Below are 26,507 nucleotides of genomic sequence, written 5' to 3'. Positions count from 1 at the left end.
ATCAGTGCGGGTCGATAGGCCAGATGGCCGCCACCCCCTGCGGCATACTGCCGGGCATGCGCGTGCCTTTCCCGGAGCCCGGCCCGTCGTCCGACGTGCCCGCCCTGTTCCTCACCTATCTCGACTACTACCGGGACACGGTCGCCGACCGGCTCGCCGGGCTGACCGACGCGCAGGCCCGCACCGCCCGGGTGCCCTCCGGCTGGACGCCGGTCGAGCTGGTCAAGCACCTGACCTTCATGGAGCGGCGCTGGCTGGTCTGGGGGTTCCTCGGCGAACCGGTGCCGGACCCGTGGGGCGACCGCGCCGACGACCGCTGGCACGTCGGCCCGCACGAGAGGGTCGCCGACCTGGTGACCGCCCTGCGCCGGGGCGGGGCACGGACCCGGCAGATCGCCGAGGCGACCCCGCTGAGCACGCCCGCCACGCTGGGCGGCCGGTTCACCGACGAGGCCAGCCGGCCGACGCTGGCCGCGATCCTCTTCCACGTGCTGCAGGAGTACGCCCGGCACGCCGGTCACCTCGACATCGTCCGCGAGCTGAACGACGGACGCACCGGGGAGTGACCGGCGGGCCGGGCGTACCGGCTACGCGGACGTGCCGCAGCTCGACCTTGCGGGCCTTCCCGATGCCGGTCAGCGGGAAGGCGTCCGTCTCTGCTTGATGGCAGATCTTCAGCTGGCTGGGCGTGTCACACCCGCTAACGCGTCCTAGGAGGCTGGGTTCCCGTCTCGGAGTGCCGCCACCGTTCCAGTGGACAGGCAGCCATCCGGCTGCCTATGGTGAGGAAAGGCAACCTCCTGGCTGCCTTTACCGAGGGTGGGTGAGCGGTGGACGAGGTGTTCCGGGCGCTGGCGGACCCGAGCCGTCGCCGGCTGCTCGACAGCCTGAACGTCCGCAACGGGCAGCGCCTGCGCGAACTGTGCGCCGGGCTCGACATGACCCGGCAGTCGGTGAGCAAGCACCTCGCCGTGCTGGAGGCGGCCGGGCTGGTGACCACGACGCGACGGGGGCGCGAGAAGCTGCACCACCTCAACGCGGCCCCGATCAACGCCGTCGCCGACCGCTGGATCGGCCGGTACCACCGCGAGCGGGCACGTGCCCTCGCCGACCTGCAGAGAGCATTGGAGCGGGAGCCCATGGAGAACCCCACGTTCGTCTACACCACGTACATCCGGACCACGCCGGAGCAGCTCTGGCGGGCGCTGATCGAGCCGGAGTTCACCCGCCGCTACTGGGGCGGGGCGGCGCTGGTCTCCGACTGGCGGGTCGGGTCGCCGGTGCTCTGGCAGGACGCGCCCGACACGGAACCGAAGGACATCGGCCAGCGGGTGCTGGTGGCCGAACCGTACCGCCGCCTCTCCTACAGCTGGCACGGCTTCCAGCCCGAGCACGCGGCCCACTTCGGCTGGTCGGACGAGGAACTCGCCGAACGCCTCCGGGAACGGCGGTCGAAGGTGACCTTCGACCTCGCGCCGTACGGCGAGGCGGTCCGGCTGACCGTGACCCACGACGACTTCTCCCCCGACAGCGAGATGCACCGGGCGATCAGCGGCCAGCTCGACGGCAGCGGCGGCTGGCCGGAGCTGCTCGCCAGCCTGAAGAGCCTGCTGGAGACCGGCGAGCCGCTGCCGGAGCCGGTTCCGGCCGGCTGACCACGCGGACGCCCGGCCGGGCCGGGGATGCCCGCCCCCGTCGCGGCATCCCCGACCGGGCCGCGCCCGTCGGGTCAGCGCCCGGCGGTGCGGGGCAGCAGCGGGACGAGGACGGCGGCGGCCACCAGGTGCATCGCGACCAGCGTCACCGTCGCGGCCGTACCCACTCCCCCATCCAGCGGCCCGAGCAACGACACCAGCAGCACCACCACGGCGACGCCGAGCCAGACGGCTCGCGCCCGGACGGTGAACCGCTCCAGCAGGGCGAGCAGCGCCCAGCCCGCCAGGCCGGCCAGCAGCGTGGCGACGCCGACCACGACCGGAGTCACCGGCTGATCCGTCCCGCCGGTGCGGGCGACCAGATCCACCCCGGCGACGGGGACGGCGACGGCCCAGACGGCCAGGGTGGCGGCGGTGGCGGCGAGCACCGCCAGCATCCGTCGGCGCCCAGGGCGGCCGGCGGTGACCGGGAGAGTCGTCACAGTGTTCATCGGCACGTACCTCCATTGGGTGCGGACCCGGGGCCGGATCCGTGGACGACCTTCAGTGGCACGCTAGGCGCGGACGGGCGGGCCGCGGATCGCGCCGCGGACGGGTTCGCCGGTCAGTCCCGGGGACCAGGTCCGGCCCCCGATCTCCGTCCCGCGGCCGATGAGGCCGGGCGCGCCGGCGGCCTAACATCCGCGTTGTGAACTGCCGGTCCTCATCCCGTTTCCTGCTGCTGCTCGACGGCGGCATCGCCACCGTGATGTTCGGCGTCGCACTGGCCGTGGCGGTCACGCCGGGGATCGGCCCCGCCTCGGCGGGCGAAACCGCCGCCGCGCTCGGCCTCGCCGTCGGACAGGCCAGCTGCCTGCTCTGGATCCGCCGACGACCCGGGTACGCGCTGGCGGTGGCCGCGCTCGCCGGGATCGGGCTGGAGGCGCTCTGCCCCCAGCTGGGCTGGCTCGGCCTGGTCGCCGTTCCGTTGGCGTACGTGGCGCGGCTGCGTCCGCCCCGGATCTCCCTGGTCGCGCTGGCGCTGCTGGTCGCCCCCACGCCGTGGAAGCTGGTCACCGGTGGGTGGCGGGACCTGCTGCTCGCAGTGACCGCGTTGGGCCTGAGCTGGGCCCTCGGCGAGCTGCAACGCGGTCACGCCCACCGGCGGCGCGACCGACAGCGGCAGGTGCTGTCCCGGGAGCGGGAGCGGATCTCCCGCGAACTGCACGACGTGGTGGCCCACCACGTCGCCGTCATCGCGGTGCAGGCCGCCGCCGCCGAGGACGTCTTCGACGCCCACCCGGAGCGGGCCCGGGCCGCGCTCGGCTCGATCAATGCGGCCGCCCGGTCCGCGCTCACCGAACTGCGGGCGATGCTGCACGCCCTGGCCACCGACGACGGGTCTGATCCGGACGGGCCGCAGCCGGGCCTCGCGCAGCTCGACGCCCTCGCCGACGCCGTCCGAGCGGTCGGCCTCCAGGTGACGATGAGCCGGGACGGCACCGCCGACGATCTCCCCGGCGGGGTGCAGTTGTCGGCGTACCGGATCGTGCAGGAATCGCTGACCAACGCGCTACGGCACAGCCAGGCCACCCGGGCCGACGTCAGCGTGCGGTACGACGACGGGGTGCTGCGGCTGGAGGTGGTCGACGACGGCCCGGCGGCGCCCCGGCGGCCCGGCGCGGGTACGGGCCGGGGCATCGTCGGCATGCGCGAGCGGGCCCGGCTGCTGGGCGGCACCCTGGACGCCGGTCCGCTGCCGGCCGGTGGGTTCCGCGTCCAAGCCAGGCTGCCGGTGGGGGTGGCCCGGTGAGCGTCCGCGTGGTGATCGCCGACGACCAGGACCTGATCCGCGCCGGCCTCACGATGATCATCGACGCGCGGCCCGACCTGACCGTGGTCGGGGAGGCCGCCGACGGCGTCGAGGCGGTCGCGGTGGTGAATCGGACCCGGCCCGACGTGGTGCTGATGGACGTCCGGATGCCCCGGCAGGACGGCATCGCCGCCACCCGGGAGCTGGTGGCCGCCGGCAACCCCGCCCGCGTCGTCATGCTCACCACGTTCGACCTGGACGAACACGTCTACGCCGCGCTGCGCGCCGGAGCCAGCGCCTTCCTCCTCAAGGACACCCGCCCGGCGGACCTGGCCGAGGCGGTACGGGTGGTGGCGCACGGCGAGGCGCTGGCCCCCACGGTGACCCGGCGGCTGCTCGACCGGTTCGCCGACCGGCTGCCCGGCCCGGCGGCCACCCCGGCGCGACTGGCCGCGCTGACCGCCCGCGAGGTGGAGGTGCTGACCCTCACCGCGCGGGCGCTGTCCAACGCGGAGATCGCGGAACGGCTGTTCCTGAGCACCGCCACGGTGAAGACGCACGTCTCCGCCATCCTCACCAAGCTCGGCCTGCGCGACCGGATCCAGGCGGTGGTCTTCGCGTACGACGTGGGTCTGGTGCGCCCCGAGCCGCCCGCCCGCTGACCCCGTCGCCGCGCATCTGCCTCGCCCTGACGGCGACGCTGTGGGTCGCGGCGATCACCTCGCACGGCCCTGGCTGACCGTCACCGGCCCGGCCGGGGCCGCCGCGTCCCGGGCCTGGCCAGTCGGGTCCGGTGGACCCCGGCCCGCAGCTCGTCATCGCCCATGACCAGATAGACCAGCGGGCAGTCCGGCGGCCCGGTGACGTCGAGCTGACACAGCGTGCACGGCTCGCCCGGACGGATCGGGCAGCTGGCCGACGCTCTGGTGGCGTTCACGCCGACCATCGTTCTCCGGGTCGGACGGCGCGGGTAGGGCCGTTGGTCACGGCAGCGGCCCGGCCCGGAAGGCTGCGGTCTGCTCCCACGGGCCGCCCCCTCCGGGCCGCCCTGGGCGGCACCCGCCCGTGACCTGAGGCTATCCAACGGCGGCCGGGCCACGCGGCCGAACCGGGTGCGGTGCGGCGAAATGTTCGCCACCGCCACCAGCAGGACGGGTGGCGGTGGAACGGCATGGAGAGTCCTCGGGCTGGTTGACCGCTCACTCCCCCATGACCGGATCAGGACAGCGCACCGTCACCGGAACGGCACAGGCGGCGCAACGGGTGCCGCGGCGTCCGGGTGCTCCGGGCGCGGGTGGGCGGGCATGTCCGGCGCTCCCCGGCGGGAGGGAGGACACGTGACGGCAACGAGGATTTCTCATTTACGCCGAGTGACCGCCGCAACCCTCCTAGTGTTGGCCACACCGGTGCTAGTCACGGAGTTGGCCACCCGAACGGCGTCCCACGCAGTCAGCGGACGAAAAGTGAGGGAAGACGCGGATGAAGGCACAGAGAATTCTCGGATCGGCGGCGGTCGGCGTGGGCCTCGGCACACTCCTGCTCCCGGCCGCCGCGCTCGCGGACACCACGGTATCGCCCGCCACCACCCCGGTCGGTGGGACGGTCGTGCTCACCACGACGGAGTGCAACCCGAAGGACGGTGACGCGATCTTCCACGTCACCGGGCCCAACCGGGACGAGAACGTGCGGTCCACCACCGCCGCGGCCGGCGGCGGACTGAGCGCGGAACTCTTCACCGCCGGGTTCACCCTCGGCACGTACACGGTCACCACCACCTGCGGCAACGGCAGCAACGGCGGCACGGCCACCTTCACCGTCATCGCCATCGGCGCCACGCCGATCGGCGGCGCCCCGGCCGGGGCCGGCGGCAAGGGCGGCGACACCGGAGTGCTCGCCGCGGGCGGCGCGCTGGCCGCCGCGGCGGTCGCTGGCGGGACGTACGTGTTGGTGCGCCGCCGACGGCGCGCGACCACCGTCGCCTGACGGCCTCGCCACACCATCCCTGAGCGAGGGTGCCCGCGCCGGGCGGCAACCGGCGCGGGCACCGCTCCCACGTCGGACGGAGGTGGGCACCTGTCGCCACAGAGCAGCCCCGGTGACGGGCCGTCGAAGGCCCGGACCGCCGCCATCGTCGCCGCGGTGACCATCGCCGGTGCCACCGGCGCCGGAATGGTCGCCGCCGGTCTCGGCACCACCTCGCCGCGGCCACCGCAGCCGGGTGCCGCAGTGGCCCCGACCGCCGAACGTTCCGGTCCGCCCGGGCCGGTGCTCCCCCGCTCCGACCCGGTCCGCATCACCATCCCCCGCATCGGCGTCGACGCCGGCATCATCCCGGTCGCCACCGACGCCGACGGCGCGCTCGAGGTGCCGCCGCTGGAGTACCCGGAGATCGTCGGCTGGTACCGCCCCGGCGCCACCCCGGGGGAGGCGGGCAACGCGGTCATGGTCGGGCACGTCGACTCGGACCACGGCCCCGCGGTCTTCTTCGACCTGGGTCGGCTCCGTCCGGGCGACACCGTCCGGGTCACCCGCGCCGACGGCCGGGTCGCCTCGTTCACTGTGGACGGTGTCGGGGCGTACCCGAAGGACCGCTTCCCCACCGACCGGGTGTACGGCGGCGGCACTGACGCCCGGTTGCGCCTGATCACCTGCGGCGGCCGGTTCAACCCGCGTACCGGTAGCTATCCGGACAACATCGTCGTCTTCGCCACCGCCACCCGCTGACGGCAGCCGGACACCACCGGCCCCTCCCCACGCCGTACCGTGGGCCGTCAGTTCCCGGCGGACGGCGGCTCCCGGTCGCGGCGCGGCAACGCGCCGAGCTGGAGTTGCCGATGGAGGTGCGCGGTGGACCGGTCGGCGGCACGGACCCGGCAGCGTGGACGGCGGTTGCCCGCCCTGCTCGCCCGCCTGCTGGGGCGCCCGGTGGGCCCGGCGGCGGCCGCGGCGCCACGGTCCAATCCGGACGCGGTGGTGGACTGCGCGGTCTACGTCTCCGGCCGGCGGGAGCCGGGCCGGCCGCACTACGCTGACGCGTACGCGCAGGCCCGCCGCACCCGGCGGTCGTTCGTCTGGCTCGGGCTGCACGAACCCGGGGCCGCCGTGCTGGCCGCGGTCGGGCGTACGTTCGGACTGGACGAGCTGAGCGTCGCGCAGGCCCTCGCCGACGGGCACCGCCCCACCGTGCAGCGGCACGGCGAGGTGACCCTGCTGGTGCTGCGCACCGCCGGCTACGTCGAACACGCCGAGCTGACCGACACCTCGGAGGTGATCGACACCGGGGACGTGCTGGTGTTCCTCGGCGACCGGTTCGTGATCACCGTGCGGCACGGCGCGACGGGCACCCTCACTCCCGTGCGCGAGGACATCCAACGCCGGCCGGGCGTGCTGGCAGAGGGGCCGTGGGCGGTCGCGTACGCGGTCTGCGCCCGGATGGTCGACCTCTACCTGGAGGTCGCCGGACACCTGGAGCGGGACCTGGAGCGGGTCGAGGAACGTGTCTTCGCCCGCGACCGCGACGCCGACATCCAGCAGATCTACCAGCTCAAACGGGAGGTGGTGGAGTTCAAGCGGGCGGTGCTGCCGTTGCCCGCGCCGCTGCGCGCCCTGCTGGAGCAGCGGGACGGCCCGCCGCCGGCGCTGCACCGCTGGTTCGCCGACGTGGAGGGCCGGCTCGCCCGCGCGGTGGAGCAGATCGGCACGTACGACGATCTGCTCAACTCCCTTCTGCAGGCCCGGCTGGCGAAGCTCGCGGTGGACCAGAACAACGACATGCGCAAGATCGCCGCCTGGGCGGCTATCGCCGCGACCCAGACCGCGGTGGCCGGCATCTACGGCATGAACTTCGCCCACATGCCCGAGCTGGGCTGGCGGTACGGCTACCCGGGCGCCGTGCTGGTGATGGCGCTGGCCGCGTTCACCCTGTACCGGCTGTTCCGCCGCTCCGGCTGGCTGTGAGGGCACCCGGTCTGAGGTCGGACAGTTCCTGGTCGAGCAGTTCGGCCAGGCGGGCCACCCGCCGCGGGTCGGACTCGGCGGTGATGCCGCGACTGGGCATCTCCACCGTCATCAGCAGGTACAGGTACAGCCGGTACAGACTCAGGCGGCGACGCGTTCCGGTGTCCAGGGGGAACGGCGCGATCGTCCGGTACGCCCGCACCACGGGGTCGTCCAGTTCGTCCTCGGTACGCCGGAACAACAGCGGCGACACCAGGTCCATCAGCGGGTCGCCCCACAGGTATCGCTCGCCGTCGACCAGACCGCTGAGCCGGGGCGTACCGTCCGGGCCGGCGACCGCGAGCACGTTGCCCGCCCAGCCGTCGAAGTGCAGCAGCGCCGGGCGGCGTACCGCGTCGAGCACGGGAGCGTGCCGGTCGACGAGTTCCCGGACCCGGTCCGCCGGCACCGGCAACGGCACCCGCCAGTCCGCCGCGTCGGCGAGCAGATCGTCCAGCATGGCCAGATACGCGCCCCGCCAGGTGTCGGCGCCCGCGCGGCCGCCGTCGTAGCCGTACCGGTCGCCGGTGATCCCGTGCACGGCGGCCAGCGCGACGCCGAACTCGGCCCGGACCTCGTCGGTGTCGTCGCCGGCCTGGGTCAGCTCCCACAGGCTGCGGCCGGGTAGCAGGCCGGTGAGCAGCCAGTCACCCAGCACCGGGTCGCTGCCGTGGTGAAGCAGCGGCGGGACGGGAACGGCGGGCGCGCGCTCGGTGACCAGCCGCAGGTAGCGGGCCTCGGCGCCGACCAGGTCGTGCTCGTAGCGCAACAGCGGCACCTGTGCCGGCGGCCCCACCTTGAGCACCACCGCGCGCCCGTCGGCCAGGTTCACCCACCAGACGGCGGCGAAGCCGCCGCCGGTCATCGGCCCGCATCCGGTCACCTGGGGCGCGGGGCCGAGGGACGCGGCGACGTACCGGCGGACCAGGTCCGGGTCGAGGCGGCGTTGCGTCGGGCTCATCCGGCCGCCCACCCCGTCCGGCCGCTGCGGATCCCCGTCGTCAGCTCCATGTTCCGTCCCACGCTAACGGTTCCGCCGGCCCGGCGGTGTCCCGCGACCACCGTGCGGGCCGCCGAGGTCCTCGCCGACCGGTGCCAGGAAGAGAGCCGTACCTCCGCCAGTGGGCCAACTGCGGCTGGGCCGGATCCGCGTTTGGTCGCCCGGTTCGGGGGAAGACACCGGCCCGCCGAGCGTGCCGGCCGGCGGACGCCCGGGCGTCCCCGGGCCACCGGCGCGGACGACGCAGCCGAGGAGGAGTGACGATGGCCCAGGCGGCGACCAGGCCCAGCAGCGCCCGGAAGGTCACCGGCGCGCGGAAGGCCCCGATGCCGAACAAGGCCGCGGCGAAGAAGGTCACGACCGCCGCGAAACGGGCCACCGGGGCCACCCAGGCGAAGACGCCCGGTGGCAAGCCGACCCCGACGACGGCCCGAGCCGCCCGGAAGAAGGCCACCGCGGCCACGGCGACCCCCGCCCGGACGAAGAAGGTGCCCGCCACGAAGGCGCCGGCGACGAAGGCGCCGGCCACGAAGGCAGCGGCGAAGAAGGCGCCCGCGAAGAAGGCCACGGCGAAGCGGGTCGCCGCGAAGGCGCCGGCCAAGCGGGCGACGGAGGCGTCGCTGACCCGCACGACCGCCGCGAGCCGGGCCCCGGCGAAGGCGGCGAAGAAGGCCACTACGATGGCGTCGTTCGGCAAGCGGAACACGGCGAGCACGCCCGGCCGCAAGCCGGTGGGCAGGGCGACCCGCGCGCCGCGCTGACCGGTCGACGAGAATGGCCGGGTGGCGAAGCGCGCTGGCCGCCGGAGCGCGGCCGTTCCGATCGAAACCTGTCCGTGCGGCTCCGGTGTGCCGTACACGGACTGTTGCGGCCCGGTCCACCAGGGCGCGTCGACGGCGGCGACCGCCGAGGCGTTGATGCGCTCCCGGTACAGCGCCTTCGCCGTCGGAGACGCCGACTACCTGCTGCGCAGCTGGCACTCCAGCACCCGACCGGCGCGGCTGCGGCTGGATCCGGGGCAGCGGTGGACCCGGCTGGAGATCCTCGGGACCGACCGGGGTGGCCTCTTCGACACCACCGGCACAGTCCGGTTCCGCGCCCACTACCGCGAGGCGGGCCGCCCGGGCTCGCTGGACGAGCAGAGCCGTTTCGTCCGGGAGGACGGCCGCTGGGTCTATCTCGACGCGCTGCCCGACTGATCATCGGCGCCGCCCGCTCGCGCCGCCACCGGCCCGGTGTCTCGGCGTCGCCGCCCCGCACCCCGGGCCGGCGGCGGCCGGTCAGCGGCCGGCGGTCGCCGTGCCCAGCAACGGCAGGCCGAGCCGCTCGATCGCCGCCGTGACCAGTTCGGCGGGTGCTGCCGTCACCTGCAGCACCACCCCGGACTCGTCCGGGTCCAGCTGCTCCAGGGTGGCCCGTTGCGAGTCGAGGAGGCTCGCCGGCATGTAGTGCCCGACCCGCCGGCTCAACCGGTCCCGGATCAGCTCCGCCGTCCCGTCCAGGTGGAGGAACTCCACGTCCGGCGGCCCCTGCCGCAGCACGTCCCGGTAGGCGCGCTTCAGCGCCGAGCAGGCCAGGATGGTGGAGACCCCCTCGGCGTGCCGGTCGGCCATCCAGCCGGCCAGGGCGCGCAGCCAGGGCCAGCGCTGCGCGTCGTCGAGCGGAATGCCGGCCCGCATCTGCGCCACGTTTGCCGCCGAGTGGAACTCGTCCGCCTCGGCGAACCGCAGCCCGGTCAGCTCACTGATCCCCCGGGCCACCGTCGTCTTGCCCGCCCCGGACACGCCCATCACCACGACGTGCCGGGTGGACCGCCGCTCACCAGTCATGGACGGTGCCGTCCTTGAGCCGGTTGTACGGCAGGTACGCCGGCTGGTACGGGAACCGGGCAGCGGCCTCCTCGTCGAGTTCCACGCCGAGGCCGGGCTGCTCTCCCGGGTGCAGGTACCCGTCGGCGAAGGTGAACGACTGGCGGAACACCTCGTTGGTGAGCGCCCCGTGCTGCATGTACTCCTGGATGCCGAAGTTGTGGATGGCCAGGTCCAGGTGCAGCGCGGCGGCCATGCCGACCGGCGAGATGTCGGTGGGGCCGTGGATACCGGACTTGATCTGGTACTGGGCGGCGAAGTCGAGCAGCTTGCGCATGGCCGTGATGCCGCCGGTGTGGGTGACGGCGGACCGGACGTAGTCGATCAGCTGTTCCCGGATCAGGGTCTGGTAGTCCCAGACGGTGTTGAAGATCTCGCCGATGGCCAGCGGGGTGGTGGTGTGCTGACGGACCAGCCGCAACGCCTCCTGGTTCTCGGCCGGGGTGCAGTCCTCCAGCCAGAACAGGTCGTACGGTTCGAGGGCCTTGCCGAGCTTGGCGGCCTGGATGGGGGTCATCCGGTGGTGCCCGTCGTGCAGCAGCGGCAGCTCGGGGCCGAACTCGTTGCGCACCGCCTCGAAGACGCCGGGCAGGTGGCGCAGGTAGGCGCGGGTGTCCCAGTCCTCCTCGGCGGGCAGCGGGGTGCGCTGGGCCGGCTCGTAGTCGTAGCGCTTGCCGTCGGCGCTGGGCTGCGCGGCCACCCCGTAGACGGCGTTGATGCCGGGCACCGAGGTCTGCACCCGGATCGACCGGAAGCCGAGGTCGAGGTGGTGGCGGATCGAGTCGAACAGCTCCGGCAGGTCCCGGCCGGAAGCGTGCCCGTAGGCCATGATGCCGGTCCGGGAGGCGCCGCCGAGCAGCTGGTAGAGCGGCATCCCGGCGGCCTTGGCCTTGATGTCCCAGAGGGCGACGTCCACGGCCGCGATGGCGGCCATGGTGACCGGGCCGCGCCGCCAGTACGCCGACCGGTAGAGGAACTGCCAGGTGTCCTCGATCTGGTGCGGGTCCCGCCCGATCAGCAGGGGGACGACGTGATCGGCCAGGTAGGACGCGACGGAGAGTTCGCGCCCGTTGAGAGTGCCGTCTCCCAGTCCGGTCAGCCCCTCGTCCGTGGTGATCTTGAGGGTGACGAAGTTGCGGTCGGGGCTGGAGACGATGACGTCCGCTGCGACGATCTTCACGCGGGTGCCTTTCTCGGGGTGGATCAGCGAAGGGTGCTGCCGGGCAGCAGGTCGTCCAGGAGGGACAGCTCGTCGCGCCGCGGCAGGGCTTCCCAGTCGCCGTGCCCGGCGACGGCGAAGGCGCCGAGGGTGACCGCGCGGTGCAGCCGCCCGGCCAGGTCGAGTCCGTCCAGGTGGCCGGAGAGGTAGCCGGCGGTGAAGGCGTCCCCCGCGCCGACGGTGTCGACCGCCGTCACGGGCAGCGCCGCCGCGTGCTGGCAGCCGTCCCGGGTGTACGCGCGGGCGCCGTCGCCACCGAGCTTCACCAGCACGGTCGACACACCCCGGTCCAGCAGCCCGGCCACCACGGTCTGCTCGTCGGCGCCCGGCGCGCCGACGAGGTCCAGCTCGTCCGCGGAGGCCACGACGACCGAGACGTGGTCGGCGAGCGGGGCGAGCACGGCCCGGGCGGCGTCCCGACTCCACAGCTTCGCCCGGTAGTTGACGTCGAGGCAGACCAGTGACCCGGCCCGGGCGGCGCTCTCCGCCGCCCACGTCGTGGCCTCCCGGGCGCTGTCGGACAGCGCCGGGGTGATCCCGGTCAGGTGCAGCACCCGCGCCCCGGCAGCCAGGGCGGCCCGCAGGTCGTCGACGCGGAGCGCCGATCCGGCCGACCCGGCCCGCTGGTAGATCACCCGGGTCAGGTCGGCGGTGCGCCGCTCCAGGAACATCAGCCCGGCCGAGCGCTGCGGATCGCGGGTCACGTACGCCACGTCGACGCATTCGGCACGCAGCTGCCGCAGCAGGAACCCGCCCAACTCGTCGTCGCTGACCCGGCCGACGAAGGCCGCGCGGTGCCCGAGCCGGGACACGCCGACGGCCACATTGCACTCCGCTCCGGCGAGGTGCGGCGTGAGCGGGCTGCTGGCGGTGAGCGGCCCGGCCGAGCGCAGCGAGACCAGGGCCTCGCCGAACGTGAGCAGGTCGACGGCGGTCATGAGGTGGCAGCCAGGTAGGCGCGGGCCCGTTGCCGCAGGGCGTCGAGGTCGCCGCCGGAGGCCGCGTCGCCAACCAGCGGCCCGCCCACGCCGACGGCGATCGCCCCGGCGGCGAAGTAGCCGGGCAGGTCGGCCAGACCCACCCCGCCGACCGCGACGAACGGGATGTCCGGGAACGGGTCGCGCACCGCCTTTAGGTACGCCGGACCCCCCACCGACACCGGGAACAGCTTGATCGCCGACGCCCCCATCCGCATCGCGGTGTACGCCTCGGTCGGGGTGAACGCGCCGGCGGCGACGGGCAGGCCGCGCCGCGCCGCCTCGGGGATCGACTCGACCACGGCCGGCGTCACGACGAACTGCGCGCCCGCGGCGGCCACGTCGGCGACGTCGGCGGCGGTGAGCACCGTCCCGGCGCCGACCAGGGACCCGGCGGGCGCGGCCGCGCGCAGCGCCTCGACGGCCGACGCCGCGTTCGGCGTGGTGAGGGCCACCTCGACAATGCGTACGCCCTCTTCCAGCAGGGCGGTGCCGGCGGCGATCGCACCGGCGGTGTCGGTGCCCCGGATGACCGCGAGGATCCGGGCGGCGGCGAGTTCGGCGGTGAGATTGACGGTCATGTGGTCACCATTCCGCGTAGGAGCCGTCGCGGTGCCGCCAGGTGGGGCTGCGCCAGGCGTGGCCGCGCTTGTCCGCCGCCCGCACCGCGTCTTCGTCGATCTCGATGCCGAGGCCGGGTCCCGTGAGCCGCTCGACGTGGCCGTCGACGAAGCTCAGCGGCTTCTTGTCGAGGCAGTAGTCGAGCACCTCGGCGCCGAGGTTGTAGTGGATGCCGATGCTCTGCTCCTGGATCAGGTAGTTCGGCGTGGCGAAGCCGACCTGCAGGCAGGACGCCAGGGCGATCGGGCCGAGCGGGCAGTGCGGCGCGAGCTGTACGTCGTACACCTCGGCTAGCGCGGCGATCTTGCGGACCTCGGTGATGCCACCCGCGTGCGAGAGGTCCGGCTGGGCGACCGCGATGCCGGCCTGGAGCACCGGCAGGAACTCCTGCCGGTTGTAGAGCCGCTCCCCGGTGGACACCGGCGTGGTGGTGGCGCGGACCAACTCGCCGATGAGGTGCGAGTTCTCCGGAACCACCGGCTCCTCAAGAAAGAACGGCCGGAAGGGCTCGAGCAGCGGGGCAACCCGGCGGGCGGTGGCGAGGCTGAACCGGCCGTGGAAGTCGACCGCGACGTCCCGCTGATCACCGAGTACCTCGCGGGCCGCGGCCACCCGCTGGACCACCCCGTCGAGTTCGGCCACCGAGGCCACCGGGCTCATCCGACCCGAGGCGTTCATCTTCACCGCGGTGAGGCCCGTCTCGACGGCGGCGCTGATCTGGTCGCGGACCTCACTGGGCTCGTCGCCGCCGACCCAGCCGTACACCCGGATCCGGTCCCGGACCGGGCCGCCGAGCAGCTGGTGCACCGGGGCGCCGTAGTGCTTGCCGGCGATGTCCCACAGCGCCTGGTCGAGGCCGGCCACGGCGCTGGCCAGGATCGGCCCACCGCGGTAGAACGAGCCCTTGGTCATGACCTGCCAGTGGTCCTCGATGCGTAGCGCGTCCTGGCCGATCAGCAGTTCGCTGAGCTGCTCGACGGCGGTGCGGACGGTCTCGGACCGGCCCTCGCAGGTCGCCTCGCCCCAGCCGACGATCCCGTCGGTGGTCTCGACGCGGACGAAGAGCCAGCGGGGGGCGACGAGGAAGGTCTCGATGCGTGCGATGGTGGTCATGCTGCTCAGCCCTTCGTGGCACCGGCGGTGAGGCCGGAGACGATGTACTTCTGCACGAACAGGGCGATCACCATGATCGGCAGGGTGACCACGGCGGCCGCGGCCATCAGGCCGCCCCAGTCGATGCTGGCGTAGCCGACGAAGTCGAAAATCGCCACGGGCAGGGTCTTCGTGTCCGCGCCGGAGAGCACCAGGGCGAACATGAAGTTGTTCCAGGAGAAGATGAAGGACAGAATCCCGGCGGTCGCGATGCCCGGTACGGACAGCGGCAGCGTGATCCGGCGGAACGCGCCGATGTGGGTCAGCCCGTCGACCAACGCCGCCTCTTCCAGGTCCTCGGGCAGGCTGTCGAAGAAGCCCATCATGATGTAGACGATCAGCGGCAGCGACACGAACATGTGGCTGAGGATCAGCACCGTGAAGCCGCCGACCATCTGCAGGTTCGAGAAGACGTAGTACCAGGGCACCAGGAGCGAGACACCGGGGATGACCCGGGCCATGAGCACGACGAGCGCGGACTTCTTCATGTTGAAGCGGCTCATCGAGTACGCGGCGGGCACCCCGAGGATGAGGGAGAGCACCGTGGCGGCGAACGCGACCCAGAGGCTGTTGCCGATGAACTGGACGTAGTTCGCCTGCTGGAGCACGTTGTGGTAGTTGTCCAGCGTCGGCGAGAAGGAGAACGCCTTGCTGGTGTCGTAGATGTCGACGTTGGTCTTGAACGAGGCGGCGATCATCCAGAGCAGCGGCGCGACCAGCGAGATCACCACGACGGCCAGCGCCAGCGCCTTGAACACCTTGAACGGCTTGCCCGGGTTCATCGCTGCAGCCCCTTCTTGCGGTAGGTCAGAGCCCACATGACGCCGATGATGATCAGGAAGAAGATGATGAGGACCGTCGATGAGACGCCGTAGTCGTTGTAGTCGAAGCTGAGGCCGTACGCGTAGACGTTGAGGGTTTCCACCTCGTGGAACGACCCGCCGCCGCGGCCCTTGGTGGCGTAGAGGATGTCGAAGGTCTTCAGCGCATCGATGCCGCGCAGCAGGATCGCGACGATCACGGTGGGCATCAGCAGCGGCAGGGTGACGTGCCGGAACCGCTGCCAGGTGCTGGCGCCGTCGATGAGGGCCGCCTCCTGGGGCTCGTCGGAGAGCGACGTCAACCCGGCGAGCAGGATCAGCACGACCATCGGGGTCCACTGCCAGATGTCGATGAACATCGTCGTCGGCAGGGCCGAACTCTGGCCGGCCAGCCAGGGCTGGGGGCCGATGCCTACCCAGCTGAGCAGCTGGTTCGCCATCCCGATGTTGGGGTCGAAGATCAGCCGCCACATCATGCCGACCGCGACCGGGGTGGCCACCAGCGGCAGGAGGATGGCGACCCGGACCCACTTCTCACCGCGGAACGGTCGCCACAGCAGCAGGGCGATCGCCATACCGAGCACGACCTCGACGAGGAGCACGACGCCGGTGAAGAAGACGGTGCGCCACACCGCCGGCCAGAACCGGTCGGTGTCGGTGAGCACGTCGAGGTAGTTCTGGAACCCGATGAACTGGCTCTCGGCGCGTACCGAGCCCTCGGCGTCGGTCAGGCTGAGGTATCCGGTCCACGCCACCGGGAAGATGATCAGCACGGCGACGAATGCCATGGCGGGTGCCGCGAAGAGCCACTTGCGGTGCGCGTTGGCCCAGCGCGACCAGGCCGACTCCGCCGAGGGTGCCGGGCCGGCGTCGGGCGATCTGGTGACGGGTGTGGTGACGGCTGACATGAGGTCTCCGGGTGTTCAGGGCCAGGGTCCCGGCGCGGGGTGGCGGAGCCGGTCAGCCCCGCCACCCCGCGGTCGGACTACTTCGCCTCGTCGTCGAGGAACTTCTGGAACGCCTCGTTCGCCGCGTCCGCCGAGGCGGCCGCGTCCTTGCCGGTGATCGCGTCGACGATCGGCTGACCGACGATCTCGCGAGCCTGGGCGACCTTCACGACCAGCGGACGGTCGTGGCCGACGCCGTTGGCGGTGCTGACCTTGGTGGCCTCGGCGAGGTCCTTCGGGTAGGTCGCGGTGCCCTCCGGGTTGTCCCAGACGGAGGCCCGGGCGCCGGGGACGCCGGCCTTCTGCTGCGACAGGGCCTGCTCCTTGCCGGCCGCCCACTGGATGAACTTCCAGGCGTTGTCCTTGTTCTTCGACGCGTCGTTGATGCCGAGCGCCCAGGACGGGATGTTGTACGGCTTCGAGCCGGCCGGGCCGGCCGGGAAGGTCGCGAAGCCGACGGTGTCGGAGACCTTCGACTTGCCCGGGTCGGTGGCGTTCTTGTAGAGCGAGTTGGCCTCGGTGTAGAAGGCCGCCTTGCCCTGGGTGAAGATCGCCATCGCCTCGGACCAGCTCATGTCGGTGCTGATGTTCTTCGGGCCGTGGTCACGGAGCAGCCCGCCGTAGTAGGCGTACGCCTGCTTGGCCTGCTCGGTGTTGACCGAGGCCTTCCCGCTGCCGTCGACGAAGTCGCCGCCGAAGCTGTACAGGAAGCTGGAGAACTGCGTGACGGCGGCCGCCTTGCCGGTACGGGACACGAAGCCCGCGACTCCGGGGTTGTCGGCCGCGACCTTCGCCGCCTGCGTCTTGAGCTCGTCAAGGGTCTTCGGCGGGGCCGTGAAACCGGACTTCTCCAGCAGGTCCTTGCGGTAGTAGAGGACCTCCTGCTCGGTGATGATCGGCACGCCGACGATCTTGTCCTCGTACGTGGTGGCCTGCACCGGACCGGCCTGGAAGTCGCTGAAGTCGAAGGCGCTGTCGGACTTGGTCCGGTCGGTCAGGTCGGCGAGGTACTTGTTCTTGGCGAACAGCTTCCCCTCCTGCAGCGGCCGGTACATCATCACGTCGAGGTCGCTGGACCCGGCGTTCAGCTTGACGTTGTACTGGTCGGAGAGCTGGTCCTCACCGAGCTGGGTGACCTCGACCTTGAGGCCCGTCTGCTTCTCGAACTCCGGCAGGGCCTTCTTGATGTTCTCCGTCCAGACGTGGTTCACCAGCGTCACGCGCAGGGTTTTCGACCCGCTGCCGCCGTCGGCCCCGCCGCCGCAGGCGGACAGGCCCATGGCGGCGACGACGGCCAGCGAAGTGCCGATTATCGATCGACGTCGCACGCTTATCTCTCCTTCGGTCCCGGTCGCGGCCCCTGATGGGCGCCACCTCGGGGTTTACATCCGCTTAACGTCGGGATGCTAGGCCGAAAAAGCTGACTTATTCAAGGGGTAGACCCAACTGATATGATCCTTGGCGTGGAACCGTACTCCTCCGGGGGCACCACCGCCCAGCACGCCCCAGCCGAAGCCGGGCTGCACGCACGTGTCCTTGAGCACCTCGGCACCGCCATCTGCGGCGGCGAATTCGCCCCCGGGGCGGTCCTCAACATCGACGATCTGGTGGACCGCTACGAGGTGTCCCGCTCGGTGGTCCGCGAGGTGCTGCGGGTCCTGGCGTCGATCGGGTTCATCGAGACCCGCCGGCGGGTCGGGGTGACGATCCGGCCGGCGCACGACTGGAACGTCTTCGACCCGCAGGTGATCCGCTGGCGGCTCGCCTCGGACAGCCGGATCACCCAGCTCCGGTCGATCACCGAGCTGCGCACCGCCATCGAGCCGCACGCCGCCCTGCTGGCCGCCAACCGGGCCGGCCACGACGAGGCGAGCGATCTGGTCGGACTCGCGGCGAAGATGTGGGCCGCCGGCAAGGCCGGCGACGAGGAGCGCTTCCTGCGCCTCGACATCGAGTTCCATCGGCGGGTGCTGCTCGCCTCCGGCAACGAGATGTTCGTCCGGTTGCAGGATCTGGTCGCGGAGGTGCTCACCGGCCGACACAAGCACCACCTGATGCCCCACCACCCGCACGAGCAGGCGCTGCAGCTGCACGCCGAGGTCGCCCAGGCGATCCAGCGGCACGACGGCGAGCGCGCCCGGGAGGCGATGGTGCAGCTCATGGAACAGGCCTTCGACGAGATGAAGTCGATCTGGGAGCAGACCGCCGAACCCGCCCGGTGAGCTGACCTCCCCCACCCCGGGCGTTCGGAGGCGTATGCTGGCCCCGGCGCAGTCCTGCGCCTCACCTCCTGCCCGGTGCTCACGCCGCCGGCCTCGCGGAGGCAAAGGGGACCTCGGGTCCTCGGGGCGCGGTGCCGCTTGGCCCACCTCGACACGCCACATGCACTCCAGTGCGGCGAGGTCGACGGGAGCGTGAGTCCCTGCGACCGTGCCGCCGACGGGAGCATGTGATGACGACTCAGAAGTCGTTCAAGACCCGGGTGCGGGCCCGGATGGCGAAGACCGGCGAGAGCTACACGACCGCCCGCCGCCAACTACTCGCCAAGGCCACCACCGGCGCCCCGACCCCCAACACGCCCGACCCCGTTCCGGCCGCCCCCGGCGGCCGGGGGCAGCGGGACCGGGTCTCGGATGCGGTGTTGCACGAGCGGACCGGACGCGCCTGGGACGACTGGTTCCAGCTGCTCGACGAGTGGGGCGCCGCCGAGCGCGGCCACACCGAGATCGCGCGCTGGCTGGTCACAACGCACGACGTGCCCGGCTGGTGGGCGCAGACGATCACCGTCGGGTACGAGCAGGCGCGCGGGCTGCGCGAGCCGGGGCAGCGCAGAGGCGGCGGCTTCGAGGCCACCGGCAGCCGGACCGTGGCGGTGCCGGTGGCGGTGCTGTTCGCCGCGTTCGCCGACGAGGCCGTACGCCGGCGGTGGCTGCCGGAGGTGCCGGTCCGGGTCCGTACCGCCACCGCGCCGAAGACCTTCCGGGCGGACTGGGCGGGCGGGCCCACCCGGATCGCCGTCGGCTTCACCCCGGCGGGCGAGGCAAAGGCGCGGGTGGCCGTCCTGCACGAGAAGCTGGCCGACGCCGACGAGGCGGACCGGCTCCGGGCATACTGGCGGGACCGACTGGCCGCCCTCAAGCAACTCCTGGAGTCGCCGGAGGAGACCCGATGAGCAGCGGAACGTTCGTCAACCTGCCGGTACGCGACCTCGACCGGGCGGTCGAGTTCTTCACCGCCCTCGGCTTCACCGCCGGGCCCCGGCAGCCCGGCGGGGAGAGCGCCCAGCTCACCCTCGGCGGCAGCACCCACCTGATCCTGCACACCCCGGCGGCCTTCGCCGCGTTCGCCGGCACCGCGGTGTGCGACACCACGACCAGCCGGGAGGTCATCGTCGGCCTCAGCGTCGACCGGCGGGAACGGGTCGACGAGCTGGTCGACCTGGCGGCCGTCGCGGGCGGGCAGTCGCTGGGCCCGGGCCAGGATCTCGGGTTCATGTACATGCGCGGGTTCCGGGACCTCGACGGCCACCAGTGGTCGTTCCTGTACCTGCCCGGCTGACCGGAGGAGTCCCGGCGGTCCACGGGCGACCGCCGGGACCACGGAAATGCCCGTCCCGGCTGGCCGCCCGATCCGGGCGGTCAGCGCCCGCGGGGCACCGGCTGGGCCAAGCTTCGGATGTCCGCCGGCAGTTGCGACAGCGCGTTCGTGAATTCCTGGTGCCCGACCACGGGGTCCAGGGTCCGCAGGACGGCCCGGGCACCCCGCTCGGCGACCTCACGTTCCACTCCCGCGCGCTCCGCCACCCGGCGCAGGAACTCTTCGTACCCGAATGCCTCCGGCTCCTCGGGGCGGGCCCGGGCCAGGAGCGGACGCAGCTGGTGCGCCACGTGGTCGGCCAGGTCGGCCGCCTCGCCGCCGCTGATCCGCTCCGCGAGCGTACGCAGGGTGGCGTCGGTCAGCGCTCGCGCCGTCTCCGCCGGGACCCCGGCCCCCGCCGCCACCTTCTCGACGAACTCCAGCTCAGCCATGCCCCGTCCTTCCCGTCCCGGAGACCGGGTGGCTACCCGCCGCCGCCTGCCACAAACGACGGCGGTCCGGCCACCGGGCGAAAGGCCGGAAACCGGCGTTGCCCGGCGCCGGCGTTGGCCATGATCGAGGCGTGGGTGCCAGGATGCCGAAGCTCGTGCCGCCGATGCTCGCCTCCAGCGGCGCGCTGCCCACCGGGTCGGGCTGGGGCTACGAGTTCAAGTGGGACGGCGTCCGCGCGATCGCCTACGTCGACGGCGGGTTCCGGCTGCTCAGCCGCAACGACCGGGACGTCACCCGGGCGTATCCGGAGCTGGGCGAGCTGGCGCGGCTAATGGCGGGGCGGCGGGCGGTGCTCGACGGGGAGATCGTGGCGCTCGACGGCCAGGGGCGGCCCAGCTTCTCGGCGTTGCAGCACCGGATGCACGTCCGGGCGCCGGCCGCCGCGCTGGTCGAGTCGACCCCGGTGCGGCTGTATTTGTTCGACCTCCTGCACCTGGACGGGCGGGACCTCACCGCGCTGCCGTACACCGAGCGCCGCGCGGCGCTGGAGGAGCTGGGCGTCAGCGGCGAGAGCGTCGACACGCCGCCGTACTGGACCGGCGAGGCCGGCCGGGACCTGGCCACGGCGGCGGCCGAACTCGGCCTGGAGGGGGTCGTCGCCAAGCAGCTGGGTGCGCCGTACCAGCCCGGCCGCCGGGCACCGGCGTGGGTCAAGGTGCCGCTCAACGACACGGTCGAGGTGATCGTCGGTGGCTGGAAGCCGGGGTCCGGCCGGCGGGCCGGCACCATCGGTTCCCTGCTGCTCGGCATGTACGACGCGGACGACAAGCTGATCTACATCGGTCACGTCGGCACCGGCTTCACCCAGACCGTGCTGCGTGACCTGCAGCGGCGCCTCGAGCCGCTGGGCCGGCCGGATTCGCCGTTCGACTCCCCGGTGCCGCGCGAGCACGCCCGCCACGCCGTCTGGGTCGACCCGGCCCTGGTCGGGGACGTCACCTTCCGGTCCTGGACCCCGGACCGGCGGCTGCGGCACCCATCCTGGAAGGGGCTGCGCAGCGATCGCGAGCCGGCTGAGATCCGGCTGCAGGGGTGACCCCGCGATCGCCCTAGGTGCCGACCCGGCGGGTTTCGAACCGGTTGACCGATGGTCCGGTCAGCTGCCAGAACTCCTGCGGCAACTGGTCGACGACGTCGCCGTACTCCTTGGCGCTGATCTTCTCCCGCAGGGTGTCCAGCACGGCGCGCGCGCCGTCGGTGGCCTCCTGGCGGTCGACCGCGGCCCGGTTCTGCACCCGTTCGAGGAACTCCGTCAGCCCGAACGGTTCGGGGTGCTCGTCGGGCTTGTCGACACACGACCGCAGTTCCTCGGGAAGCTGGGTGGCGAGGTCCCGCGCCTGCCCACCGGTGATCCGTTCCGCCAGCGTCACGAGCGTGGCGCGGGTGATCGGCTCGGCCTGCGCCGGTGCCGCCAGCGGTTTCGCCGCCACCGACTGGATGAACTCGGTGTAGTTCACCTGGACCCCCCTCTCGGACCGGACCTGCGGGTACCCACGCCGGCGGGGGTGAAACGACGCGGGAGCCGTCACCCCAGGGCGCGGGCCGCCGAGACGATGGCGGTCACCCCGATCCCCGCCTGGTCCATCAGCTGGGTCGACGTGCCGGAGGTGGGCAGCCCGCGTACCGCCAGGTGGGTCACCCGCACCGGGTCGGCGAGGTCGGCCAGCGACTCCAGCACGGCCGACCCCAGCCCGCCCTCCGGGTAGTGGTCCTCGACCACCACCAGCCGGCCGCCGGTGTCCCGCACCGCGTCGAGCAGCCGCTGCCGGTCCAGCGGCTTGACCGAATAGAGGTCGATGACCCGCGCGTCGATCCCCTCGCGCGCCAGCTCGTCGGCGGCGGAGAGGCAGTTGTGCACGGTCACCCCGGCGCCGATCAGCGCGACGTCGTCACCGGGGCGGATCAGCTTGCTGCCCCCGATGGGGAACTCGTCGCCGTTGTCGTAGAGCACCGGGTACTTGCCCCGGGTGGTGCGCAGGTAGCTGACGCCCTTGCGGTCGGCCAGCTGCGCGACGAGGGCGGCGCAGGACACGGCGTCACTGGGATAGAGGACGGTCGAGCCCTGCACGGCGCGCATTGCGGCCAGGTCCTCCAGCCCCATCTGCGAGGGCCCGTCCGCCCCGATCTCCACCCCGGCGTGCGAGCCGGACAGGGCGATGTCGGCCCGGGAGATGGCGGCCATGCGGATGAAGTCGTAGGCGCGGGAGAGGAAGGCCGCGAAGGTCGCGGCGAACGGCCGGTAACCACGCACCTGCAGACCGACCGCGGCGGCCACGAGTTGCTGTTCGGAGATGAACATCTCGAAGAACCGGTCCGGGTACGCCTCGCCGAACTTGTCGGACCGCGTGGAGTCGCTCACCTCGCCGTCCAGGGCGACGACGTCCGGCCGAGAGCCCAGTGCGCGCAGCGCCTCGCCGTACGCGTTCCGGGTGGCCACCTTCGCCCCCTTGTCGTACCGGGGCAGCTCCGGCGGCTTGGCTTCGGGCTTGGCGGCGGGCTTGGCGGGCTCGGGCTTCGGGCCGGCGACCCGGATCTGCCGGACGCCGCCGAGCGCCTGGACGGCCCGTTCAGCCATGTCGGGTTTCAGGGGTTTGCCGTGCCAGCCCGGCTTGTTCTCGACCTCGGCCACGCCCTTGCCCTTTACCGTGCGAGCGAGCACCACCGTCGGCCCGGTCGCCTGCCGGGCGCGGCTGAACGTCGCGTCGATCGCCGCCAGGTCGTGGCCGTCGACGACCAGGGGATGGCAGCCGAACGCCTCGACCCGCCGCCGGTAGGTGTCCAGGTCCCACTCCAGCTCGGTCGGCCCCCGCTGCCCGAACCGGTTCACGTCCACGATCGCGGTGAGGTTGCGCAGCCCGTAGTGCCCGGCCTTGTCCAGGGCCTCCCAGATGGAGCCCTCGGCGGTCTCGCTGTCGCCGCAGAGCACCCAGACGTGGAACGGCAACTGGTCGAGGTACTGGCCGGCCAGCGCGATGCCGACGCCGACCGGTAGCCCCTGGCCGAGCGAACCGGTGGCGACGTCCACCCAGGGCAGCGCCGGGGTGGGGTGGCCCTGCAGGCGCGACCCGAGCTGGCGGTAGGTGTCCATCAGTTCCTGGTCGCTGATCGCGCCGACCGCCTTGAGGACCGCGTACAGCAGGGGGGAGGCGTGGCCCTTGGAGAAGATCAGGTGGTCGTTGTTGCGGTTGCGGGCGTTCACCCAGTCGTAGCGCAGGTGCCGGGAGATCAGTACCGCCATCAGGTCGGCGGCCGACAGGCTGGAGGTGGGGTGCCCGGAGCCGGCCTGGGTGCTGCAGCGGATCGAGTCCACCCGTAGCTGGGCGGCGAGTTCACCCAGCTGGCTGATCTCCTCCGCGCGCAGGGTGCGCTCTGCTTCCATGGTCACCGGTATCGCCTCCCGAGGTCCGCCCCGCTCGGCCGGTCCTCGGCCCGCACGGGCGGCTGACCGCCTCCCGCCAACGGTAGTCCGAAAGGCGGGACATCATCCGGTAACGCCTGATTTGCCAGTCCGGCTGTCGGCAGCACCGCCCGGCCCGGTCACCTGGATCTTGCGACCGACGCCGGCCCGGAACTGGGCCATCGCCTCGGCGTACCGGTCGAGCGGGAAGCGGTGGCTGATGAACACCTCCGGGTCGAGCACGCCGGCGGCGAACAGTTCCCCGGCCCGTTCGAAACTGTGCAGCACCGCCATCGAGCCGGTGACGGTGATCTCCCGGTTGTAGATCCGGTACGGCTCGACCGTGGCCCGGGTGCGGTACTCCGAGACGCCGAACTGCAGGAACGTCCCGGCCGGGGCAACCCGGCCCAGCCCGTCGTCGATCGCCGCGCGCACGCCCGTACAGTCGATGACCACGTCCCACCCCCGGGGGCGGAGCACCTCGTCGGCGCTCGCGGCACTGGCCGAGCAGCCCAGCCGCACCGCGGTGGCGAGCCGGTCCGGGTTCGGGTCCACCACGCTGACGCTGGCCGCGCCGCAGCGCTTCGCCAGCTCCAGCATCATCAGGCCCATGGTGCCGGCGCCGTAGATCAGGTAGTGATCGGCGAGCCGGCGGGGCAGCACGTCGAAGCCGCGTACCGCGCAGGAGAGCGGTTCGATCAGCGCGGCGTCCGCCGGCGCGATGCTCTCGGGGAGCAGGAAACAGTTCCGCACCGGCGCCACCGCGTACTCGGCCGCGCCGCCGGAGGCGGTGACGCCGATGGCCGCCCAGCGTTCGCAGAGGTTACCCCGGCCGCGCCGGCACTGGTAGCACTCGCCGCAGTGCAGCGACGGGTCGACGGCGACCGCATCGCCCGGTCGCACCTCGGTGACGTCCCGCCCGGTGGCGACCACCGTGCCGGCGAACTCGTGGCCGGGCACGATCGGGTACGCGGGCGCGAACTCGCCGTCCATGATGTGCAGGTCGGTGCCGCAGATCCCGCACCCGGCGACCTCGACGACCACCTCCCGTGGCCCCGGCGTGGGATCCGGCACGGACTCCAGCGAGATCTGTCCCGGCGTGACGATGACCGCTGCCTTCATTTGACCGCCCCCATGGAGAGTCCTCGGACGAGCTGCTTCTGGGCGATCCAGCCGGCCAGCACCACCGGCAGCGACACGATGGTCGCCGCCGCGCAGAGCCGGGCGAGGAACAACCCTTCGGACGTGACGAAGCCGACCAGGAAGATCGGTGAGGTGCCGGCCCGGGTCGCGGTGAGGTTCACCGCGAAGAAGAACTCGTTCCAGCTGAAGATGAAGCAGATCAGCGCGGTGGCGGCCAGGCCCGGCGCGACGATCGGCAGCAGGATCCGCCGGATCGTGACGGTCAGGCTGGCGCCGTCCATCGCCGCCGCTTCGATCAGCGCCGACGGGACCTCCAGCAGGAACGAGCGCATCATCCAGACCGCGAGCGGCAGGTTCATCGACGTGTAGAGGACGACCATGGTCCAGACGTTGTCGAGCATGCCGAGCTGCTTGACCAGCAGGTAGATCGGCAGTAGCGCGGCGACCGCGGGCAGCATCTTGGTGCTGATGAAGAAGAACAGCACGTCCCGCCACTTGGCGACCGGCCGGATCGACAACGCGTACGCCGCGGGGGTGGCCAGCAGGAGCACCAGCAGGGTGGAGACCAGGCTGGCGGTCACCGAGTTGAGCAGGTACGGGGTGAGGTCCCGGTCGAAGACCTGCCGATAGCCGTCGAGCACGGGGGTGAAGAACCAGGTCGGCGGGTTGCTGGCCGCGTCGACCTCCCGCTTGAATCCGGTGAGCACCATCCATAGCACCGGCAGGAAGAACAGCAGTCCGGCGAGCCAGGCCAGCGTGGTCCAGGCCGCCCCACGCACGCCGCTGGCCCGCCGGGCGGGGCTGGTGGGCCGGCGCCGGGACGCGTGCCGGGTCAGTGTCGTCATCGCGCATCCTCCATCCGGAAGAGGCTGGAGATCACCCGCAGCGCGAAGGTGGCGACCACGATCGTGCCGATCACCACCACGACGCCGGCCGCGGCGGCCTCGCCGTACTCGAACTTGCGGAAGGTGGTCAGGTAGATCTCGTACGGCAGGTTGGTGGTGGCGGTGCCGGGGCCGCCCTGGGTGATGGTGAAGACGGCGTCGAAGGTCTGCACCAGGTAGATGGAGCCGAGCAGGGCGCCCAGCTCCAGGTAGGGGCGCAGGTAGGGCAGCGTCACCCGGGTGAAGGTCTGCCACGGCCCAGCCCCGTCGACCCGGGCGGCCTCCAGGGTTTCCAGCGACTGGCCCTGCAGCCCGGCCAGGATGATCAGCATCATGAAGGGGGTCCACTGCCAGACCAGCGTGGTCACCACGGAGATCATCGGGTACTGCGACACCCAGTCGGTGCTGCCGCCGGCGATGCCGTTGATCAGGCCGTACGACGGGTTGTAGATGGCGTGCTTCCACAGCAGCGCCGCCGCCATGGGCATCACCAGGAACGGTGTGATGAGCAGGGTGCGGACGACACCGCGTCCGGGGAACCGGCGGTCGAGCAGGATGGCCAGGCCGAGGCCGAGCAGGACGGAGACGACGACGGAGGCGGCGGTGAGCAGCACCGTGTTCAGCAGGGCGGCGCGCAGCCGGGCGTCGGTGAGCACCTCGCCGTAGTTGGCGAGGCCGATGAACGCGCGGCGGCCGGGTCGGAGTGCGTTCCAGTCCAGGGTGGACAGGTAGAGGGTGACCAGGAACGGGATCTGGGTCACCACGATCGCGAAGATCAGTGCGGGCAGCAGCGGGGCGCGGCGGGTCCAGCGTTGCCGTGCGCCGAGCGGGACGGGTCGGACGGCTCGGCGCGGCGGTGCGCCGGCACCGGCGGTGATGGTCCGGGTCATCGGTTCACCTCGTGGGGTGGCCGGGGCCGGCCGTCCGGCGGCCGGCCCCGGCGGCG

The 26,507-nt window shown here is 72.5% G+C and carries 30 protein-coding genes; 13 read left to right on the top strand and 17 right to left on the bottom strand.

Features of this window, described 5'->3' with window-relative positions:
- Positions 1-56: 56 nt before the first annotated feature.
- Both ACGF4F_RS24400 and ACGF4F_RS24395 read left to right on the top strand, forming a co-directional pair.
- Positions 57-566 carry a DinB family protein gene (locus ACGF4F_RS24400; protein WP_393080486.1) on the top strand — a complete coding sequence of 170 codons (510 nt, stop codon included), beginning with the start codon at positions 57-59 and terminating at the stop codon, positions 564-566.
- Positions 567-830: 264 nt separating this feature from the next.
- Positions 831-1,655 carry an ArsR/SmtB family transcription factor gene (locus ACGF4F_RS24395; RefSeq protein ID WP_393080483.1) on the top strand — a complete coding sequence of 275 codons (825 nt, stop codon included), beginning with the start codon at positions 831-833 and terminating at the stop codon, positions 1,653-1,655.
- Between the two features lie 74 nt (positions 1,656-1,729).
- Here the strand turns inward: ACGF4F_RS24395 and ACGF4F_RS24390 are convergent, their stop codons facing one another.
- Entirely contained in the window at positions 1,730-2,146 is a 417-nt protein-coding gene (locus tag ACGF4F_RS24390; protein ID WP_393080480.1) for a DUF6069 family protein, read from the bottom strand.
- 197 nt (positions 2,147-2,343) lie between these two features.
- Between ACGF4F_RS24390 and ACGF4F_RS24385 the strand changes: the two genes are divergently transcribed.
- On the top strand, positions 2,344-3,447 hold the full coding sequence (locus ACGF4F_RS24385) for a sensor histidine kinase (RefSeq protein WP_393080477.1): 1,104 nt from the start codon (positions 2,344-2,346) through the stop codon (positions 3,445-3,447).
- Positions 3,444-4,109, top strand: coding sequence for a response regulator (locus ACGF4F_RS24380; RefSeq protein ID WP_393080474.1), 666 nt, complete (start codon positions 3,444-3,446; stop codon positions 4,107-4,109). The genes ACGF4F_RS24385 and ACGF4F_RS24380 overlap by 4 nt, the downstream gene beginning before the upstream one ends.
- A gap of 80 nt (positions 4,110-4,189) precedes the next feature.
- Here the strand turns inward: ACGF4F_RS24380 and ACGF4F_RS24375 are convergent, their stop codons facing one another.
- Complete coding sequence (locus ACGF4F_RS24375; RefSeq protein ID WP_393080471.1) at positions 4,190-4,384, bottom strand: DUF6767 domain-containing protein; 195 nt, start codon at positions 4,382-4,384, stop codon at positions 4,190-4,192.
- A 542-nt stretch (positions 4,385-4,926) separates the two neighbouring features.
- Between ACGF4F_RS24375 and ACGF4F_RS24370 the strand changes: the two genes are divergently transcribed.
- The 3 genes from ACGF4F_RS24370 (at position 4,927) to ACGF4F_RS24360 (ending at position 7,404) form a co-directional block, all read left to right on the top strand.
- On the top strand, positions 4,927-5,430 hold the full coding sequence (locus ACGF4F_RS24370; RefSeq protein WP_357440240.1) for a hypothetical protein: 504 nt from the start codon (positions 4,927-4,929) through the stop codon (positions 5,428-5,430).
- Positions 5,431-5,616: 186 nt separating this feature from the next.
- Complete coding sequence (locus ACGF4F_RS24365; RefSeq protein WP_393080597.1) at positions 5,617-6,171, top strand: class F sortase; 555 nt, start codon at positions 5,617-5,619, stop codon at positions 6,169-6,171.
- Between the two features lie 123 nt (positions 6,172-6,294).
- Positions 6,295-7,404 (top strand): magnesium and cobalt transport protein CorA, encoded by a 1,110-nt coding sequence (locus ACGF4F_RS24360; RefSeq protein WP_357440246.1) that lies wholly within the window; start codon positions 6,295-6,297, stop codon positions 7,402-7,404.
- On the opposite strand, the gene ACGF4F_RS24355 is transcribed toward ACGF4F_RS24360, so the two are convergent.
- Complete coding sequence (locus ACGF4F_RS24355) at positions 7,364-8,404, bottom strand: aminoglycoside phosphotransferase family protein (protein ID WP_357440249.1); 1,041 nt, start codon at positions 8,402-8,404, stop codon at positions 7,364-7,366. The two genes, ACGF4F_RS24360 and ACGF4F_RS24355, sit on opposite strands and share 41 nt — an antisense overlap.
- Before the next feature lie 302 nt (positions 8,405-8,706).
- Here ACGF4F_RS24355 and ACGF4F_RS24350 point away from each other — a divergent pair, with 302 nt between their 5' ends.
- Both ACGF4F_RS24350 and ACGF4F_RS24345 read left to right on the top strand, forming a co-directional pair.
- Positions 8,707-9,204 carry a hypothetical protein gene (locus ACGF4F_RS24350; protein WP_393080466.1) on the top strand — a complete coding sequence of 166 codons (498 nt, stop codon included), beginning with the start codon at positions 8,707-8,709 and terminating at the stop codon, positions 9,202-9,204.
- Positions 9,205-9,225: 21 nt separating this feature from the next.
- Positions 9,226-9,642, top strand: a complete 417-nt coding sequence (locus ACGF4F_RS24345; RefSeq protein ID WP_393080463.1) for a YchJ family protein — start codon at positions 9,226-9,228, stop codon at positions 9,640-9,642.
- Between the two features lie 81 nt (positions 9,643-9,723).
- Here ACGF4F_RS24345 and ACGF4F_RS24340 read toward each other — a convergent pair whose 3' ends face one another.
- The 8 genes from ACGF4F_RS24340 to ACGF4F_RS24305 all read right to left on the bottom strand — a co-directional run bounded on the left by ACGF4F_RS24340 (position 9,724) and on the right by ACGF4F_RS24305 (position 17,376).
- Positions 9,724-10,272 (bottom strand): gluconokinase, encoded by a 549-nt coding sequence (locus ACGF4F_RS24340; RefSeq protein WP_357440258.1) that lies wholly within the window; start codon positions 10,270-10,272, stop codon positions 9,724-9,726.
- On the bottom strand, positions 10,262-11,491 hold the full coding sequence (gene manD / locus ACGF4F_RS24335) for a D-mannonate dehydratase ManD (protein ID WP_357440261.1): 1,230 nt from the start codon (positions 11,489-11,491) through the stop codon (positions 10,262-10,264). Before manD ends, ACGF4F_RS24340 begins: the two co-directional genes overlap by 11 nt.
- Before the next feature lie 23 nt (positions 11,492-11,514).
- On the bottom strand, positions 11,515-12,468 hold the full coding sequence (locus tag ACGF4F_RS24330) for a sugar kinase (protein ID WP_357440263.1): 954 nt from the start codon (positions 12,466-12,468) through the stop codon (positions 11,515-11,517).
- Entirely contained in the window at positions 12,465-13,088 is a 624-nt protein-coding gene (locus ACGF4F_RS24325; protein WP_357440265.1) for a bifunctional 4-hydroxy-2-oxoglutarate aldolase/2-dehydro-3-deoxy-phosphogluconate aldolase, read from the bottom strand. The genes ACGF4F_RS24330 and ACGF4F_RS24325 overlap by 4 nt, the downstream gene beginning before the upstream one ends.
- Positions 13,089-13,092: 4 nt before the next feature.
- Positions 13,093-14,241: a galactonate dehydratase gene (gene dgoD, locus ACGF4F_RS24320; protein WP_393080458.1), complete on the bottom strand. Its 1,149-nt coding sequence runs from the start codon at positions 14,239-14,241 to the stop codon at positions 13,093-13,095.
- A 5-nt stretch (positions 14,242-14,246) separates the two neighbouring features.
- On the bottom strand, positions 14,247-15,062 hold the full coding sequence (locus ACGF4F_RS24315; protein WP_073834538.1) for a carbohydrate ABC transporter permease: 816 nt from the start codon (positions 15,060-15,062) through the stop codon (positions 14,247-14,249).
- Positions 15,059-16,009, bottom strand: coding sequence for a sugar ABC transporter permease (locus tag ACGF4F_RS24310; protein ID WP_357440270.1), 951 nt, complete (start codon positions 16,007-16,009; stop codon positions 15,059-15,061). Before ACGF4F_RS24310 ends, ACGF4F_RS24315 begins: the two co-directional genes overlap by 4 nt.
- Before the next feature lie 77 nt (positions 16,010-16,086).
- Entirely contained in the window at positions 16,087-17,376 is a 1,290-nt protein-coding gene (locus ACGF4F_RS24305) for a sugar ABC transporter substrate-binding protein (protein WP_357440273.1), read from the bottom strand.
- A 135-nt stretch (positions 17,377-17,511) separates the two neighbouring features.
- On the opposite strand from ACGF4F_RS24305, the gene ACGF4F_RS24300 reads away from it, so the two are divergent.
- The 3 genes from ACGF4F_RS24300 to ACGF4F_RS24290 all read left to right on the top strand — a co-directional run bounded on the left by ACGF4F_RS24300 (position 17,512) and on the right by ACGF4F_RS24290 (position 19,606).
- The gene (locus ACGF4F_RS24300) at positions 17,512-18,270 is read left to right on the top strand and encodes a FadR/GntR family transcriptional regulator (RefSeq protein ID WP_241825229.1); all 759 of its coding nucleotides are present in this window, start codon (positions 17,512-17,514) and stop codon (positions 18,268-18,270) included.
- 230 nt (positions 18,271-18,500) lie between these two features.
- A complete protein-coding gene (locus ACGF4F_RS24295; RefSeq protein ID WP_357440276.1) occupies positions 18,501-19,220 on the top strand; it encodes a hypothetical protein in 720 nt (239 codons plus the stop codon).
- On the top strand, positions 19,217-19,606 hold the full coding sequence (locus ACGF4F_RS24290; RefSeq protein ID WP_357440279.1) for a VOC family protein: 390 nt from the start codon (positions 19,217-19,219) through the stop codon (positions 19,604-19,606). The genes ACGF4F_RS24295 and ACGF4F_RS24290 overlap by 4 nt, the downstream gene beginning before the upstream one ends.
- 80 nt (positions 19,607-19,686) lie before the next feature.
- Here the strand turns inward: ACGF4F_RS24290 and ACGF4F_RS24285 are convergent, their stop codons facing one another.
- Positions 19,687-20,076: a DUF2267 domain-containing protein gene (locus tag ACGF4F_RS24285; RefSeq protein ID WP_357440282.1), complete on the bottom strand. Its 390-nt coding sequence runs from the start codon at positions 20,074-20,076 to the stop codon at positions 19,687-19,689.
- A gap of 143 nt (positions 20,077-20,219) precedes the next feature.
- On the opposite strand from ACGF4F_RS24285, the gene ligD reads away from it, so the two are divergent.
- Positions 20,220-21,173, top strand: a complete 954-nt coding sequence (ligD, locus tag ACGF4F_RS24280) for a non-homologous end-joining DNA ligase (protein WP_357440695.1) — start codon at positions 20,220-20,222, stop codon at positions 21,171-21,173.
- Between the two features lie 13 nt (positions 21,174-21,186).
- Here the strand turns inward: ligD and ACGF4F_RS24275 are convergent, their stop codons facing one another.
- From ACGF4F_RS24275 to ACGF4F_RS24255, 5 genes are all read right to left on the bottom strand, one after another.
- Complete coding sequence (locus ACGF4F_RS24275; protein WP_357440285.1) at positions 21,187-21,594, bottom strand: DUF2267 domain-containing protein; 408 nt, start codon at positions 21,592-21,594, stop codon at positions 21,187-21,189.
- 68 nt (positions 21,595-21,662) lie between these two features.
- Entirely contained in the window at positions 21,663-23,516 is a 1,854-nt protein-coding gene (locus ACGF4F_RS24270) for a transketolase (protein ID WP_357440698.1), read from the bottom strand.
- Between the two features lie 102 nt (positions 23,517-23,618).
- Positions 23,619-24,656 carry a zinc-dependent alcohol dehydrogenase family protein gene (locus tag ACGF4F_RS24265; protein ID WP_357440288.1) on the bottom strand — a complete coding sequence of 346 codons (1,038 nt, stop codon included), beginning with the start codon at positions 24,654-24,656 and terminating at the stop codon, positions 23,619-23,621.
- Entirely contained in the window at positions 24,653-25,522 is an 870-nt protein-coding gene (locus tag ACGF4F_RS24260) for a carbohydrate ABC transporter permease (RefSeq protein ID WP_357440290.1), read from the bottom strand. Before ACGF4F_RS24260 ends, ACGF4F_RS24265 begins: the two co-directional genes overlap by 4 nt.
- Positions 25,519-26,451, bottom strand: a complete 933-nt coding sequence (locus ACGF4F_RS24255; protein WP_357440293.1) for a sugar ABC transporter permease — start codon at positions 26,449-26,451, stop codon at positions 25,519-25,521. The genes ACGF4F_RS24260 and ACGF4F_RS24255 overlap by 4 nt, the downstream gene beginning before the upstream one ends.
- Positions 26,452-26,507 lie beyond the last annotated feature (56 nt).

Source organism: Micromonospora sp. NPDC047740, assembly GCF_043204735.1.
Lineage (GTDB): Bacteria > Actinomycetota > Actinomycetes > Mycobacteriales > Micromonosporaceae > Micromonospora.
Note: the sequence above shows the minus strand (reverse complement) of the source record. Positions and strands in the feature narration are given on the sequence as shown.